This is a genomic window from Hydrogenophaga sp., assembly GCF_014773545.1.
Classification (GTDB): Bacteria; Pseudomonadota; Gammaproteobacteria; order Burkholderiales; family Burkholderiaceae_C; genus Hydrogenophaga.
In genome coordinates this window covers 36,904-49,833 of record NZ_SDDV01000003.1, presented here as the reverse complement: position 1 = coordinate 49,833, position 12,930 = coordinate 36,904, and the positions used below count along the sequence as shown (strand labels likewise).

Genomic DNA, 12,930 nt, shown 5'->3' with positions numbered 1-12,930 from the left:
GCTCAACTGCAACTGACGCTGCCGCAGCCCGAGATTGACGACGGGCGCACGTTCTGCGGGTCGGCCAGGGTCTCGCTGCGGGTGTCAAAACCCACTTCCTGCAGGTGCAGCGCCAGTCCGGCGTCCATGCTGGCGGCGTGCTGCGGGAACCAGTCGGCCAGCGCCTGCGCCAGCCGGTTGATGATTTGCGCGTCACCCTCTTCAAAGTGACTGACGACGGCGCGCATGGTCTCCAAAATGGTGGCGTGGTGCGCGGCGTGACAGTTGTCGGGCGCAAAACCGGTTGCCAGCATCCAGCGTTCTTCTTGCGCGAAATGGTCTACCGTGTGCGCCACGAAGGCCTGATACAGCGGCAGTTGCTGCTCGGGCGGCGTGGCCAGAAGTTGCTGGAGCTGTTCGACGAATTCCTGGTGCGTGTCGTCCATGCGGGCGTCGCCCACCGACAGGGCGCTGGACCAGTTGAGTTGGGCCACGGTGGCCGGGGTTTCTGGGGTGGCGGTAGAGTTCATGCGCTCGAAGGCTAGGGTTTTTAATGGAGTTCGGGCTTGATGCAGGTCAAATGGTGGCCACATGCGCCGCTGCAGCGAGCCGGCTGCGGTGGCGCTCGATCTGTGCGCGCACCTGCGCTGGCGCGGTGCCGCCCAAGGTGTTGCGCGCATGCAGCGAGCCGCGCAGGCTCAGACAATCGTAGACGTCTTTTTCGATCCGGGCGTCAAAACCCTGCAACACCGCAAGTGGCAGCTCCGAGAGGTCGCAGCGGTGCGCGCTGGCGGCCTTGACGGCGTGCGCCACGGTTTCATGTGCGTCGCGAAACGGCAGGCCTTTTTTCACCAGGTAGTCGGCCAGGTCGGTGGCGGTGGCGTAGCCTTTGCTGGCCGCGTCTTGCATCGCCTGCGCGTTGACCGTGATGCCACCTTGCTTTTGACCGCTGGCCGGGTCGGTCTGGCCGCCAATCATTTCGGCAAAGATACGCAAGGTGTCCTTGAGCGTGTCCACCGTGTCGAACAAGGGCTCTTTGTCTTCCTGGTTGTCCTTGTTGTAGGCCAGCGGCTGCGCTTTCATGAGCGTGAGCAGGCCCATCAGGTGACCGAACACGCGCCCGGTTTTGCCGCGTGCGAGTTCGGGCACGTCGGGGTTTTTCTTCTGCGGCATGATGGAGCTGCCGGTGGTGAAGCGGTCGGCAATTTTGATGAAGTCGAAGTTCTGGCTCATCCACAAAATCAATTCTTCGCTCAAACGGCTGACGTGTACCATGCACAGGCTGGCGGCGGCGCAGAATTCGATGGCGAAGTCGCGGTCGCTGACGGCGTCCAGGCTGTTTTGGCACAGTTGCGGGCGGCCTTGTTCGTCCACCATGCCCAGGCGGCGCGCCACGCGCTCGCGGTCCAGCAAGTAGGTGGTTCCGGCCAGCGCGGCGCTGCCCAGCGGCAACTGGTTGGTGCGCCGGCGCACCTCGCTCAGGCGTTCGGCGTCGCGTGCGAACATCTCCACGTAGGCCAGCAGGTGGTGTGCAAAACTGACCGGCTGCGCCACCTGCAAATGGGTAAAGCCGGGCAGGATGACCTCGGTGTGGTGCTGCGCCACCTCCAGCAGCGCGCTTTGCAGCTCGCGCAGCAGTTGCGTGATGGCGTCGATCTCGCTGCGCAGCCACAGCCGCAGGTCGGTCGCCACCTGATCGTTGCGGCTGCGCCCGGTGTGCAGCCGTTTGCCGGCCGGCCCCACCAGTTGCGTCAGGCGCGCCTCGATGTTGAGGTGCACGTCTTCCAGGTCGAGTTGCCAGACAAACGCTGCCGACTCGATTTCTGTGCTGATCTGCGCCATGCCGCGTTCAATCGCCGCATAATCGTCGGCGCCTATGATGCCTTGCGCGGCCAGCATGTCGGCGTGCGCCAGACTGGCGGCGATGTCGGCCCGCCACAGGCGCTGGTCAAACGCGACGCTGGCGGTGTAGCGCTTGACCAGATCGCTCATCGGCTCTGAAAACAGCGCTGACCAGGCTTGTGATTTTTGCTCGAACTGGTTGCTGGACATGGTGTGGTGTTGATCCGCGCTGGGGTGATGGTTGTATGCTGAGGCAGGGTGCCGAAATCTGAGTTTGAAGCGGCGCGGCTCTGTGCCGCCGGGCTTGCCGCCAGAAGGCTGCGCCCGAGCAAGGCGATCATCGACCAGCAGGTGCAGTCATGAAAGATTCGCGCATTTTATCGACCTTCCAGACCGTGTCGCATGCTCGCAGCGCTCCTGCGAGCGCGCCGGAGCTGGTGTTCGACACCTGTCAGGCGGGCGTGGTGCTGCGGGCGGTACTGTTCGTGCAGGCGGTGGTGGCGGTTGCCGCACTGTATGGGGCGATGGGCGCATGGGACTGGCTGGGGCGAATGGCCTTGTTCACCGGCGCGGCGCTGCCCGCCGTGCTGGTCTGGCTGCTGGCGGTGTGCGCACTCAGGCGCTGGCTCGCGCGCCTTCCCATGCCTGCGCAGTGGGGTGCCGGCGTGCTGCTGGGCGCGCTCGCCGCTCTCTACGGCTGCGCCCTGCTGGCCTGGATGGGGCTGATTCAGCCCGCACCCTGGCTGGCCAGCGCCGCCAGCGGCGCGTTGCTGGCGGCGCTGCTGGTGGCGGCCTTGGTGTGGCGGTCCAAGGCACGCGCACCGGCTGGCGCCACCGCCCGGCTGGCCGAGCTGCAAGCGCGCATCCGGCCGCATTTTCTGTTCAACACGCTCAACAGCGCCATAGCGCTGGTGCGGGCGGAACCGGAGCGGGCCGAGCGCTTGCTGGAAGACCTCAGCGAGTTGTTTCGTCACGCCCTGGCCGAAACCCAGGATGCGGTGCCGCTGTGGCGCGAACTCGCGCTGGCCGAGCATTACCTGGCGATCGAGCAGGTGCGTTTTGGCGAACGCCTCAAAGTCGAGTGGAGTCTGGACGAGAACGCCGCCCAGGCCAGGTTGCCGCCGCTGATTCTGCAGCCGCTGGTGGAAAACGCCGTCAAGCACGGCGTCGAGCCCAGCCCGAACGGTGCCGTGCTGCGCATCAGCACCCAGCGCCGCGCCGGTGTGGTGGTGATCAAGGTCACCAACACCGTGCCGGCGGGCAGCGGGCGGCGCGGTCACGGGCTGGCGCTGGAAAATGTGCGCCAGCGTCTGCGCCTGTTGCACGACGTGCAGGGGCGCTTTCAGAGCGCGCTGGTCAACGGGGTGTTTCAGGTTCGGCTCGAAATACCGATATAAGCTGTCAGTGGGTCTGGCAACGGAGCGCGCAATGGCACTGAGAGTTTTGATCGTGGATGACGAAGCGTTGGCCCGCTCGCGCTTGCGCTCGCTGCTGGGCGAGTGCACCGAGCCGCGTGCTGACGTGGTGGGCGAGGCGGCCAACGCGGTGCAGGCGATGGAGCAAGTGCAGCGCGGCATCTGTGATCTGGTGCTGCTCGACGTGCAGATGCCGGGCGTGGACGGCGTGGCGCTGGCGAGCGCGCTGCGCCAGCTCGCCGCGCCGCCGGCGCTGGTGTTCGTCACCGCCCATGCCGGTTACGCGGTGCAGGCTTTTGAGCTGGAAGCGGTCGATTACCTGACCAAGCCGGTGCGGCGTGAGCGGCTGGCGCAGGCGCTGCAAAAGGTGCTGCGCCTGCGCGCCAGCGCCGCTGCGGCGGCACTGGCGGGCAATGGCACTGGCCTGGAGAGCTTGTTGATTCAGGAGCGCGGGCGCAGCCTGCGGGTGGCGCTGTCCGAGGTGGTCTACCTCAAGGCCGAACTGAAATACATCACCGTGCGCACAGTCGAGAAAGAGCATATTTTCGACGGCGCGCTCAGCGACCTGGAGCAGCGCTTCATGCACCTGTTTGTGCGCATTCACCGCAACGCGCTGGTGGCGCGGGGCGCCGTGCGGGCACTGGAAAAGCAGCACGACCCGCTGTCTGGCGAGGTCTGGGTGGTGCGCCTGGACGGCGTCGATGAGTGCCTGGCGGTCTCGCGCCGGCAATTGACAGCGGTGCGCGAAGCGCTGCTGGCTGGCTGCGGGCCGGCTTCCGCGTTCTGAACGGCTGCTGCGGTGGAACGGCTTTGTTGCGCAAATCGAAAGCGAAACGAGATGACCCAACCCCAGGCGCAGCCATGCCATGGCGAGCACCGGCACCGCGGTCGGGCGCCCAAGCTGGAGTTGACCCCATTTCACGGACACCTTACTGTTCACCAAGAAGGAGTCCGAAATGCCCATACCGAAGCCGCTGTATCCGGCTGCGTTCCGTCAACAAATGGTCGAGCTGGTGCAAGCTGGACGCAAGCCCAGTGAGTTGGCACAGGAGTTTGGTTGCCATGTCACATCCATCCTGGCCTGGGTTCGCCGCGCTGGGGTGATCGCCCCAGCCACGACGCAGGGCGCTGCCTACGCCGCGCTCAACGCGGCAGAGCGCCAAGAGCTCATGGAACTGCGCCGCAAGTTCAGACAAGTCCAGATGGAGCGCGACATCTTGGCAAAGGCTACGGCCTGGTTTGCGCACAACGGCGCGCCGACGTCCACACCGTCTACGCGCTGATTGCAGCGAACCAGGCCGACCTACCCATCAAGACCATGTGCCGTACCCTCAAAGTCTCCTGCAGTGGTTTCTACGACTGGCGCCAGCGCACACCCTGCGCCCGGGCATTGGCCAATCAGGCATTGAGCGCGAAAATCCGGCAGGCGTTTGTGGCCAGCGATGAAACCTACGGTATGCCGCGTGTGCGAGCCGACCTCATCGAGATGGGAGTCACAGCCAGCCGCAAGCGCATTGCCCGCCTGATGCGTCAAGGCGGCATGCGCGGTGTGAGCCGCCGCCGGGGTTATGTCGTGACCACCGAGCGCGACAAGCGTCAGCGGCCTGCTCCAGACTTGGTCAACCGCCATTTTGTAGCCCACAACATCAACGAGTTGTGGGTGGCCGACATGACCTATATCCCGAGCTGGGCGGGCTTCATTTACCTGGCTGTGGTGCTCGATGTCTACAGCCGCAAGGTGGTGGGCTGGGCTTTTGGCGAGCACATGACCGCCGATTTGGTGGTGGCGGCGCTGAACATGGCGTTGCACACCCGCAAGCCCGGTTCGGTGATTCACCATTCTGACCAGGGTAGCCAATACACCAGCCTGGCCTTTGGCAAACGCTGTCAGGAAATGGGCGTGCGGCCCTCCACGGGCACGGTCGGTGATGCCTACGACAACGCCATGGCTGAAAGCTTCTTTACCAGTCTGGAATGCGAGTTGATTGCCCGGCGCAGCTGGCGCACCAAGGCTGAGGCTCGCACCGCCGTCTTCACCTGGATTGAGGCTTGGTACAACCCGCGGCGCAGGCACTCCGCTCTGGGTCACATATCACCCATCAACTTTGAAAGGAAACACCAGAATTCACTACCCCTGACACAATCACCTGAAATTCATGCTCTCTGAAGAGTCTTCAAACCGTCCGTGAAAACGGGGCAAGTCCATTCAAGACCGGCGGACACTTCGCAGAGAAACCGGCCGACTGGGGCAACCCGGAGCAGGACCTCAGGAGCCGCCAGTTCATGAGCATCCTGGACGCTTGCACCGAGAAGCTGCCGCCGGTACAGGGGCGTCTGTTCCTCATGCGCGAGTGGCTGGAAATGTCGAGCGAAGACATCTGTAAGGAGCTGGCCTTGACACCGACCAACCTGTACGTCCAGCTGCACCGTGCCCGTTTGCGCCTGCGCGAATGCCTGGAATTGAACTGGTTTGCTGCCCCGTGAATGCCCTGATGAAGAAACTGCCGCTGATGCGTTCCTGCAAGGAAGTGACCGCCCTGGTCATCGCCCGGGAAGACCGCGATCTGCCACTGGCCGAGCAACTGGCGTTGCGTGTGCACATGGCCATCTGCAAGGCCTGCCCGACCTTTGAGCGCCAGGTGCTGACCATGCGCCATGCGATGAAGCAGTGGCGCAACTACGGCGCCGACAACGACGAATAGGGAGTAAAGGCGATCCGGCGCCGGTTCAAACGCGTCGCGATAAATGCCTGGTTCGGGGCGCGATATTTGTGGCGGCGAGGGATTTTGCGCTGGACAAGGAAATTGCGGCACAGAAAGCCCGCCGCCTGTCACCGGCTCCGAATTCCCGGCTCCTGGGCTTTTTTTGGGGCTTGCCAAACCTCGGCCGACACATGGGTAAGGGTTGGCGCTGCGCCATCTATGGGGGCCGTCTCGCACGAAAACCCTTGCGCCTATGGGGGCCTCGCCGCGGGCTTGAAGTCGTCCGCCGCCAGGCAAGTCTATGGTGGCCACGCCGTCAGCGGCCGAAACGCCGCACTTTGGCCCAGCGGTGTGGCTGGCGTGGCAGGATCAGCGCAGCCTCCTGCGCAGCAGCTTGTCCGAACGGGGAAAGGACGTGGCGCCTTTCATCCGCAGGCGTATTTATGGGTCTGACGGTCCTTCAAGCCCCTGAAGTTCAGCAAGCCGTAACTTCGTTGTAATTTATTGCGTGAATACTTGAAATAAAATTACATCGTTGCCTGTCCATCACATCCCCTGGAGAATCCTTTCATGCTGCACCGCGCCACCAAAATCGTCGCCACCCTCGGCCCAGCGTCTAGCGATCCCGTTTTGCTGGAGGCGATGATTCGCGCTGGCGTGAACGTGGTGCGGCTGAATTTTTCGCATGGCACGGCGCAAGACCACATTGACCGCGCTGCCATGGTGCGCGCAGCGGCGCAGCGCGTCGGGGTCGAGGTCGGCATCATGGCCGACCTGCAAGGCCCGAAAATCCGGGTCGGCAAATTTGTCCAGGGCAAGGTGCTGCTGGAGCCGGGGCAGCCCTTTGTGCTCGATGCCTCGCGCAGCGAGCCGGGCGATGTCAACGGCGTTGGGCTGGACTACAAGGAGCTGCCGCGCGAGGTCAAGGCGGGCGACACATTGCTGCTCAACGACGGTCTGATCGTGCTCACGGTGGACCGGGTGGTCGGCCCGGCGGTGCACACCCGCGTCAAGCTCGGCGGTGAGTTGTCGAACAACAAGGGCATCAACAAGGAAGGTGGCGGCTTGACCGCACCGGCGCTGACGGCCAAGGACATGGACGACATCAAGACCGCCATCGGCCTGCTGGCCGACTACGTGGCGGTCAGTTTTCCCAAGAGCGCGTCCGACATGGAACTGGCGCGCCAGCTCTGCAACGTGGCCGGTGCGTCGATCGGGCACAAAGCAGCGCTGATCGCCAAGATAGAACGCGCCGAGGCGATTCCGGCGCTGGCCAGCATTTTGCAGGTATCGGACGGCATCATGGTCGCGCGCGGTGACTTGGCGGTCGAAGTCGGCAACGCGGCCGTGCCGGCGCTGCAAAAGCACATGATCCGGCTGGCGCGCGAGATGGACAAGGTGGTCATCACGGCCACGCAGATGATGGAGTCGATGATCGTCAACCCGGTGCCCACACGCGCCGAGGTCAGCGACGTGGCCAACGCCGTGCTCGACGGCACCGACGCGGTGATGCTGAGCGCCGAAACCGCGGCCGGCAAGTACCCACTCGAGACCGTCAAGGAAATGGCCAACATCTGCCGTGAAGCAGAAAAAACCGAGTACAGCGAACTGGGTGCTGCCTTCAAGGGCAAGACGTTTCAACGCATCGACCAGTCGATCGCCATGGGCGCGCTGTTTACGGCGCATTACCTGGGCGCGAAGGCGATCGTGGCGCTGACCGACTCGGGTTCGACTGCCCTGTGGATGAGTCGGCATAACGTGCGCATGCCGATCTACGCCGTCACCTCCAGCCGCTCGACGCAGCGCCGCATGGCGCTGTATCGCAATGTGCGCCCGCTGCTCATGGCCACCAGCACCGACCGCGACACGGCGCTGGCCGACGCCGAGGCGCACTTGAAAGAGCGCGCCATCGTCAACAGCGGTGACGTCTACGCCATCACCTTTGGCGAGCCGATGGGGCAGGCTGGCGGGACCAACACCTTGAAAATCTGTCGCGCCGCCTGAGCGGCCAGGCTGGGGCGCTGCGCCAGTCACCCTGGCGCTAGTGTGGGAACGGTAGAATCTAAAGAATTACAGACCGGTTACCAACTGCCTTGAAAGGGAATGTTATGGCGCTTGTCTCCATGCGCGAACTGCTAGACCACGCCGCCGTCAACGGCTACGGCATTCCGGCGTTCAACGTCAACAACCTCGAACAGGTGCAGGCCGTCATGGCGGCCGCCGACGAAACCGGCGCGCCGGTGATTTTGCAGGCCAGCGCCGGAGCCCGCAAATACGCCGGTGAGGCGTTCATCAAGCACCTGATTCAGGCCGCCGTCGAGGCGTATCCACATATTCCGCTGGTGATGCACCAGGATCATGGCCAGAGCCCGGCGATTTGCCAGGGGGCGATCGCGCTCGGCTTTGGTTCGGTGATGATGGACGGCTCGCTGCACGAAGATGGCAAGACGCCGGCCAGTTTTGATTACAACGTGCAGGTGACGCGCCAGGTGGTCGAGCTGGCACACCCAGTCGGCGTCACAGTCGAAGGCGAACTGGGTTGTCTGGGCTCCCTCGAGACCGGTGAGGCGGGCGAGGAAGACGGCGTCGGCGCGGTGGGCAAACTCGACCACAGCCAGATGCTGACCGACCCCGAAGAAGCGGCTCGCTTCGTGCTGGCCACACAGGTCGACGCGCTGGCGATTGCCATCGGCACCAGCCACGGCGCCTACAAATTCAGCCGCAAGCCCACCGGCGATATTCTGGCCATCAGCCGGGTGAAAGAAATCAACGCCCGCATTCCGAACACGCATCTGGTGATGCACGGATCCAGCAGCGTGCCGCAAGACCTGCTGGCGCGCATCAACCAGTACGGCGGCAAGATGAAGGAAACCTACGGCGTGCCGGTGGAGGAAATTCAGCAGGCGATTCGCTACGGCGTGCGCAAGATCAACATCGACACCGACATCCGGCTGGCGATGACCGGCGCGGTACGCCAGTTCATGGCCGAAAATCCGGACAAGTTCGACGCCCGCGAGTGGCTCAAGCCCGCGCGCGCCGCCGCGCAGGCGATTTGCAAGCAGCGCTACCTGGAGTTTGGTTGCGAAGGGCAGGGCGGAAAAATCAAAGGCCAGAGCCTGTCGGTGATGGCAGCCCGATACGCGCGCGGCGAACTCGCGCAGCAGGTCAAGGAATCAGCCCTTGGCTGATCCGGCGATAATTGGGCTCCAGCCCGTTGGATCTGCAACGGGCTTTTTTCTTTCTGCGCCGCCACCAGCCCTGCTTTGTTCACATAGACCATGATTGCTGCTTTGCACACCTCGGCTCTCAAATCCCTGCCCTTGCTGGCGCGCGGCAAGGTGCGCGATAACTACGCGGTCGGTGACGACCGTATCCTGATGCTGGCGTCGGACCGCATCAGCGCCTTCGACGTCATCATGGGCGAGCCGATTCCCGGCAAGGGTGAGTTGCTGACCCGGCTCTCATTGTTCTGGTTCGATCGGCTTGGCCCGCGCGGGCTCGACATCTGCCCGATTCATTTGACCGGTCAAGCGCCCGAGAGTGTGGTGGCTGCTGACGAGGTCGAACAGGTCAGGGGGCGTTCGATGCTGGTGCAGCGCCTGCGGCCGATTCCGATCGAGGCGGTGGTGCGTGGCTACTTGGCCGGCAGCGGCTGGAAGGAGTACCAGGCCACGCAGTCGGTCTGCGGCGTGCCGCTGCCGGCCGGGCTGCAAAATGCCGCCCAACTGCCCGAGCCGATCTACACCCCGGCGGCCAAGGCGGCCGTGGGCGAGCACGACGAAAACATCACGTTCGAGCGCACGGTCGAGCTGGTCGGACCGGCGCTGGCGCAGCAGATCCGGGCGCTGTCGATGGCGCTTTACCAGGCGGCGGCACAGATCGCCTGGAACAAGGGCATCATCATTGCCGATACCAAGTTCGAATTCGGGTTGGACGCGGGCGGCCGTCTGGTGCTGATGGACGAGGTGCTCACGCCCGACAGTTCGCGCTACTGGCCCGCCGAGCAGTACGCCGTGGGCAGCAACCCGCCGAGTTTTGACAAGCAGTACCTGCGCGACTGGCTCGAGCGCGCCCCAGTCAACGGCAGGCCTTGGGACAAAACCGCACCGGCACCGCGCCTGCCGCAAGAAGTGATCGAGAAAACCGCCGCCAAGTACCAGCAAGTGCTGACGCGCTTGCTGGGCTGAGAAGCCCAGCGGCGCTGAGGTCTTCAGCTCAGCACCACGCTCGAGAGCCGGCGCCGGTAGCTTGCCAGCGTCGGGTCTTGCGGCGGCACCTGGCCTTCGGCCACCTTGACCTTGGGCGGCTCGATGAGCTCGAGAATGGCGATGTAGGTTTTGCGCGCCAGTTCTTCGCTCCAGCCCTTGTCGCGCAGCAGAATTTCCAGCAGCTCATCCATTGCCTCGGTCCAGCGGCGTTGCGCCATTAGCCGCTGCGCCAGAGCGAAACGGGCCGGGAAGTCGCGTTTGTTGGCGCCAATCGCGGCGCGCAGCTCGGCCTCGCTGGCAAGCTGGGCGTCGCGCGCGCGCATCCAGTGCGCCAGTGCGTCGAGCCGGCGCACGCTTGCGGCCTTGGCGATGACAGGCGAAAAAACCAGCTTGGCCTCGTCATCCAGCTCTTGCTCCAGCAGCAGCCTGACCAGATCGAAGCGCGCGTCGTCGTTGTCGGGGTCGATCTTCAGTGCCGCGTGCAGCTTGTCCAGCGCGCCTTGCACGTCGCCCGCGGCCAGCGCAGCCAGCGCGTCTTCTTCTTGCGCCTCGGCTTCGATTTCTTCTGGGCTGGGCACGTGCTTGTCCAGAAAAGCCTTGATCTGGCCTTCTGGCAGGGCGCCGGCAAAGCCGTCCACCGGCTGACCGTTCATCAGCAGCACGCAGGTCGGGATGCTTTTGATGCCGAAGGCGGCTGCGAGCTGCTGCTCCTGGTCGGAGTCGATCTTGACCAGCTTGAAGCGGCCTGCGTAGGCGGCTTCTATTTTTTCCAACAGCGGGCCGATGACCTTGCATGGACCGCACCAGGGGGCCCAGAAGTCCACCAGTACGGGGGTGTGCATCGAGGCTTCGATGACTTCGGTTTCAAAGTTGGCAAGGCTGACGTTGATCATGGCAGTGGGTCTGGCAAGCAGGAGTGGTGGGGGTGGCGCAGCAGTCGTCGGCGCGAATTGTAAAATCGACACTTTACCGGAGCCGGGCCGCGCAGGGCCGGTTTTGTTCTTAGGGCCGTGCGCCAGCGGCCATGCACAAGGCTTTCGTATGAACCCCATCCAGGTGGGCGTGGTCATGGGCTCCAGCAGCGACTGGGACACCATGCAGCACGCCGTGCAGTTGCTGCAGGATTTCAGCATCGGCTTCGAGGCGCGCGTGCTCTCGGCGCACCGCACGCCCGACGACATGTTTGCCTACGCCGATGCCGCGCTCGGTCGCGGCCTCAAGGTCATCATTGCCGGCGCCGGTGGTGCTGCGCACCTGCCGGGCATGATCGCGGCCAAGACGCTGCTGCCGGTGCTGGGCGTGCCGGTGGCCAGCAAGCACCTGGCTGGTGTGGACTCGCTGCACAGCATTGTGATGATGCCCAAGGGCGTGCCGGTGGCCACTTTTGCCATTGGCAGCGCAGGCGCGGCCAACGCGGCGCTGTTTGCCCTGGCGCTGCTGGCCAACGAAAACCCGATGTTGCGCACAAAACTCCAGGCTTTTCGCAACGCGCAAACCGAGGCCGCGCGCGCCATGACGCTGCCGCTTTGATCCGATGCACGCATGAGTTTTCAACCCTTGCTGCCCGGCAGCACTTCGCCAAGCGGCCAGCAAATCACCCTGGGTGTGATGGGTGGTGGCCAGTTGGGCCGCATGTTCGTGCAGGCCGCGCAGGCCATGGGCTACTTCACGGCGGTGCTCGACCCCGACCCGGCGAGTCCGGCCGGGCTCATCAGCCACTACCACATTCGAGCCGCGTTCGACGACCAGCAAGGCCTGGCCCAGTTGATGCAGCGCTGCGACGCCGTCACCACCGAGTTCGAGAACGTGCCGGCACCGGCGCTGCTGAGCCTGGGCGCGCAGCGGCGGGTGGCGCCGTCGGCCGCCTGCGTGGCGCTGGCGCAAGACCGGGTGCAGGAAAAAAACCTTTTTCTGCGCTGTGCGCCGCACAGCGGTGTGCGCCCCGCGCCTTACGCGGTCATTGACAGCGCAGCGGCAGCCGCGGGTGCAGCGCACGAGCTGCTGCCCGGTATTTTGAAAACCGCCCGCCTGGGCTACGACGGCAAGGGCCAGGTGCGCGTGGCCACCCGGGCCGAACTGGTTGACGCCTGGGAACAGTTGGGCCAAGTCAGTTGCGTGCTGGAAAAAATGCTCGATCTGCAGGCCGAATGTTCGGTGCTCGTCGCGCGCAGTGCCAACGGTGCCTGCGTCAGCTTTCCGGTGCAGAAAAACACCCACCAGGGCGGCATCTTGACGCGCACCGAGGTCTACCCCGGCGTGCTGCCCGAGGCGCTGGCACAGCGCGCGCAGGCCAGCACGGCGGCGCTGGCGCAGCAGCTCGACTACGTGGGCGTGCTCTGTGTCGAGTATTTCATCGTGTCAGCGGGCGCCGCTGCGCTCGAACTGGTGGTCAACGAAATGGCGCCGCGCCCGCACAACAGCGGGCATTACACGCAAGACGCCTGCGATCTGTCGCAGTTCGATGCCCAGGTGCGCACGCTGGCTGGCCTGCCGCTGCCCACGCCGCGCCAGCACAGCCCGGCCCTCATGCTCAACCTGCTGGGTGATCTGTGGTTCGAGCCAAACGCGCAGCGCAGCCAGCGCAGCGAACAGGCGGTCTCGCCACCCTGGGACCAGGTGCTGGCGCTGCCAGGAACACACCTGCACCTGTACGGAAAACTGCAAGCCCGGCACGGCCGCAAAATGGGCCACATCAACATCACCGCGCCCAGCGTGGCGCAACTGCGTCAGACCAGCGTGCAGGCGCAGGCCTTGCTGGGCCTGGCCGATTGAAGCCGCTGGCAC

General features: G+C 64.5%; 13 protein-coding genes. 10 read left to right on the top strand and 3 right to left on the bottom strand.

All coding sequences use genetic code 11. The annotated features are described in order from the left end of the window. Positions 1 to 2: 2 nt before the first annotated feature. Both EST26_RS03080 and argH read right to left on the bottom strand, forming a co-directional pair. On the bottom strand, positions 3 to 572 hold the full coding sequence (locus tag EST26_RS03080) for a hemerythrin domain-containing protein (protein WP_291065358.1): 570 nt from the start codon (positions 570 to 572) through the stop codon (positions 3 to 5). Further along, positions 556 to 2,031, bottom strand: coding sequence for an argininosuccinate lyase (argH, locus tag EST26_RS03075; RefSeq protein WP_291065357.1), 1,476 nt, complete (start codon positions 2,029 to 2,031; stop codon positions 556 to 558). Before argH ends, EST26_RS03080 begins: the two co-directional genes overlap by 17 nt. A 149-nt stretch (positions 2,032 to 2,180) precedes the next feature. Here argH and EST26_RS03070 point away from each other — a divergent pair, with 149 nt between their 5' ends. The 8 genes from EST26_RS03070 (at position 2,181) to EST26_RS03035 (ending at position 10,125) form a co-directional block, all read left to right on the top strand. Further along, positions 2,181 to 3,218 carry a histidine kinase gene (locus EST26_RS03070; RefSeq protein WP_291065356.1) on the top strand — a complete coding sequence of 346 codons (1,038 nt, stop codon included), beginning with the start codon at positions 2,181 to 2,183 and terminating at the stop codon, positions 3,216 to 3,218. Positions 3,219 to 3,249: 31 nt separating this feature from the next. Beyond that, a complete protein-coding gene (locus EST26_RS03065) occupies positions 3,250 to 4,023 on the top strand; it encodes a LytTR family DNA-binding domain-containing protein (RefSeq protein ID WP_291065354.1) in 774 nt (257 codons plus the stop codon). 169 nt (positions 4,024 to 4,192) lie between these two features. Further along, positions 4,193 to 5,403 (top strand): IS3 family transposase gene (locus tag EST26_RS03060; RefSeq protein WP_291065352.1). Its coding sequence is split into 2 segments (ribosomal slippage): positions 4,193 to 4,466 and positions 4,466 to 5,403, totalling 1,212 coding nucleotides; the frame shifts between segments, so codons are not numbered across the junction. A 116-nt stretch (positions 5,404 to 5,519) separates the two neighbouring features. Then, complete coding sequence (locus tag EST26_RS03055; protein ID WP_291065351.1) at positions 5,520 to 5,720, top strand: sigma factor-like helix-turn-helix DNA-binding protein; 201 nt, start codon at positions 5,520 to 5,522, stop codon at positions 5,718 to 5,720. Further along, the gene (locus EST26_RS03050) at positions 5,717 to 5,938 is read left to right on the top strand and encodes a zf-HC2 domain-containing protein (protein ID WP_291065349.1); all 222 of its coding nucleotides are present in this window, start codon (positions 5,717 to 5,719) and stop codon (positions 5,936 to 5,938) included. The genes EST26_RS03055 and EST26_RS03050 overlap by 4 nt, the downstream gene beginning before the upstream one ends. 570 nt (positions 5,939 to 6,508) lie before the next feature. After that, positions 6,509 to 7,942 carry a pyruvate kinase gene (gene pyk / locus EST26_RS03045; RefSeq protein WP_291065347.1) on the top strand — a complete coding sequence of 478 codons (1,434 nt, stop codon included), beginning with the start codon at positions 6,509 to 6,511 and terminating at the stop codon, positions 7,940 to 7,942. A 104-nt stretch (positions 7,943 to 8,046) separates the two neighbouring features. Beyond that, positions 8,047 to 9,126 (top strand): class II fructose-bisphosphate aldolase, encoded by a 1,080-nt coding sequence (fba, locus tag EST26_RS03040; RefSeq protein ID WP_291065345.1) that lies wholly within the window; start codon positions 8,047 to 8,049, stop codon positions 9,124 to 9,126. Positions 9,127 to 9,216: 90 nt separating this feature from the next. After that, positions 9,217 to 10,125, top strand: a complete 909-nt coding sequence (locus EST26_RS03035; RefSeq protein ID WP_291065343.1) for a phosphoribosylaminoimidazolesuccinocarboxamide synthase — start codon at positions 9,217 to 9,219, stop codon at positions 10,123 to 10,125. Between the two features lie 23 nt (positions 10,126 to 10,148). On the opposite strand, the gene trxA is transcribed toward EST26_RS03035, so the two are convergent. Continuing rightward, positions 10,149 to 11,039 (bottom strand): thioredoxin, encoded by an 891-nt coding sequence (gene trxA, locus EST26_RS03030; RefSeq protein WP_291065341.1) that lies wholly within the window; start codon positions 11,037 to 11,039, stop codon positions 10,149 to 10,151. A 148-nt stretch (positions 11,040 to 11,187) separates the two neighbouring features. On the opposite strand from trxA, the gene purE reads away from it, so the two are divergent. Together purE and EST26_RS03020 are read left to right on the top strand one after the other, a co-directional pair. Continuing rightward, positions 11,188 to 11,676 carry a 5-(carboxyamino)imidazole ribonucleotide mutase gene (gene purE, locus EST26_RS03025; protein WP_291065340.1) on the top strand — a complete coding sequence of 163 codons (489 nt, stop codon included), beginning with the start codon at positions 11,188 to 11,190 and terminating at the stop codon, positions 11,674 to 11,676. Positions 11,677 to 11,688: 12 nt separating this feature from the next. Further along, entirely contained in the window at positions 11,689 to 12,918 is a 1,230-nt protein-coding gene (locus EST26_RS03020) for a 5-(carboxyamino)imidazole ribonucleotide synthase (protein WP_291065338.1), read from the top strand. The last annotated feature ends 12 nt before the right edge of the window (positions 12,919 to 12,930 follow it).

What these genes read in the sequence shown, in the direction of transcription:
- fba (WP_291065345.1), top strand. Translation starts at nt 8,047, where the DNA reads ATGGCGCTTGTCTCCATGCGCGAACTGCTAGACCACGCCGCCGTCAAC.
- EST26_RS03070 (WP_291065356.1), top strand. Translation starts at nt 2,181, where the DNA reads ATGAAAGATTCGCGCATTTTATCGACCTTCCAGACCGTGTCGCATGCT.
- EST26_RS03035 (WP_291065343.1), top strand. Translation starts at nt 9,217, where the DNA reads ATGATTGCTGCTTTGCACACCTCGGCTCTCAAATCCCTGCCCTTGCTG.
- EST26_RS03020 (WP_291065338.1), top strand. Translation starts at nt 11,689, where the DNA reads ATGAGTTTTCAACCCTTGCTGCCCGGCAGCACTTCGCCAAGCGGCCAG.
- EST26_RS03055 (WP_291065351.1), top strand. Translation starts at nt 5,520, where the DNA reads ATGAGCATCCTGGACGCTTGCACCGAGAAGCTGCCGCCGGTACAGGGG.
- EST26_RS03080 (WP_291065358.1), bottom strand. Translation starts at nt 572, where the DNA reads ATGTGGCCACCATTTGACCTGCATCAAGCCCGAACTCCATTAAAAACC.
- purE (WP_291065340.1), top strand. Translation starts at nt 11,188, where the DNA reads ATGAACCCCATCCAGGTGGGCGTGGTCATGGGCTCCAGCAGCGACTGG.
- pyk (WP_291065347.1), top strand. Translation starts at nt 6,509, where the DNA reads ATGCTGCACCGCGCCACCAAAATCGTCGCCACCCTCGGCCCAGCGTCT.
- trxA (WP_291065341.1), bottom strand. Translation starts at nt 11,039, where the DNA reads ATGATCAACGTCAGCCTTGCCAACTTTGAAACCGAAGTCATCGAAGCC.
- argH (WP_291065357.1), bottom strand. Translation starts at nt 2,031, where the DNA reads ATGTCCAGCAACCAGTTCGAGCAAAAATCACAAGCCTGGTCAGCGCTG.
- EST26_RS03065 (WP_291065354.1), top strand. Translation starts at nt 3,250, where the DNA reads ATGGCACTGAGAGTTTTGATCGTGGATGACGAAGCGTTGGCCCGCTCG.